This window comes from Photorhabdus viridis (genome assembly GCF_040256935.1).
Lineage (GTDB): Bacteria > Pseudomonadota > Gammaproteobacteria > Enterobacterales > Enterobacteriaceae > Photorhabdus > Photorhabdus viridis.
This window is the reverse complement of sequence record NZ_JBEJZY010000199.1, coordinates 1-810: the sequence shown is the minus strand read 5'-3', so window position 1 is coordinate 810 and position 810 is coordinate 1. Positions and strand designations below refer to the sequence as shown.

The 810-nt window shown below is 43.2% G+C and carries 1 protein-coding gene; it reads right to left on the bottom strand.

Annotated features, from left to right (window positions below; translation table 11 throughout):
* The coding region (locus ABR397_RS22950; RefSeq protein WP_350307724.1) for a contractile injection system protein, VgrG/Pvc8 family at positions 1 to 486 on the bottom strand (486 nt) is incomplete at its 3' end.
* Positions 487 to 810 lie beyond the last annotated feature (324 nt).

Genomic DNA, 810 nt, shown 5'->3' with positions numbered 1-810 from the left:
CTCTTCCGCCGCAAGGCGGGTAAAGAAATCATAGGAGGATTCCCTTTTCATGGTGGTGTATTCCCGCACTGAATGCGGGTCATTGAAATGCATACTGGCCCTGAGGGTTTTCTGTTTCAGTATGCTGTGTAAAATCTCGGGAACGCTGAGTTGGTGATAGATGCGGCTGTCCTGATCAAGGGTCAGCAGCCACATTTCTGGTCTGATGGTCAGGTGATACAGCGTTTGATGCCGGTTTGTGGCGCCAATAACCGCACTTTCAACTAATCCTTTCACTTCACGTTGCGGGTTATCGTCACGGGTGACGGTGAACTGCGCGGTTTGGAGCAGGAGGGTATCGGTATCAATATCTGAACGCGGTGCCGCTAATGTCAGAGACAGGGTAAATAACGATGAGAGCGCTTCATCTAACGTAAAATTGACGACCGCAAAAGTCATGGGGGCCAGGTTGCCGATAGTGCAGGAAAAGCGGAGTCCGGTTTTCATGGTTTTTCCTCAATGACATAATCTTTTGGTGTCCGGGCATTATTGAAAGATGTCCAGTATTCATGACCTTCCAGCTCCGGAGAATATCGGTAGCACTCGATTCAGGGATACATGAGGCAAGGTGCGGCTGCCTCTTTTATGATCAAACGTTAATTGGAATTTATATGTTGATTTAATAAATATCAAGATTAATATTTTAAAGATGTGTAAATATCACTTTATAACAGTCACTGCTGTAAATTTTATCGGTGTTTAAGTAACATAATGATTTAATTTATTTCGAAAAGTTTGATTTAAGAAAGATTTCTTTAATCAAGTTATGGT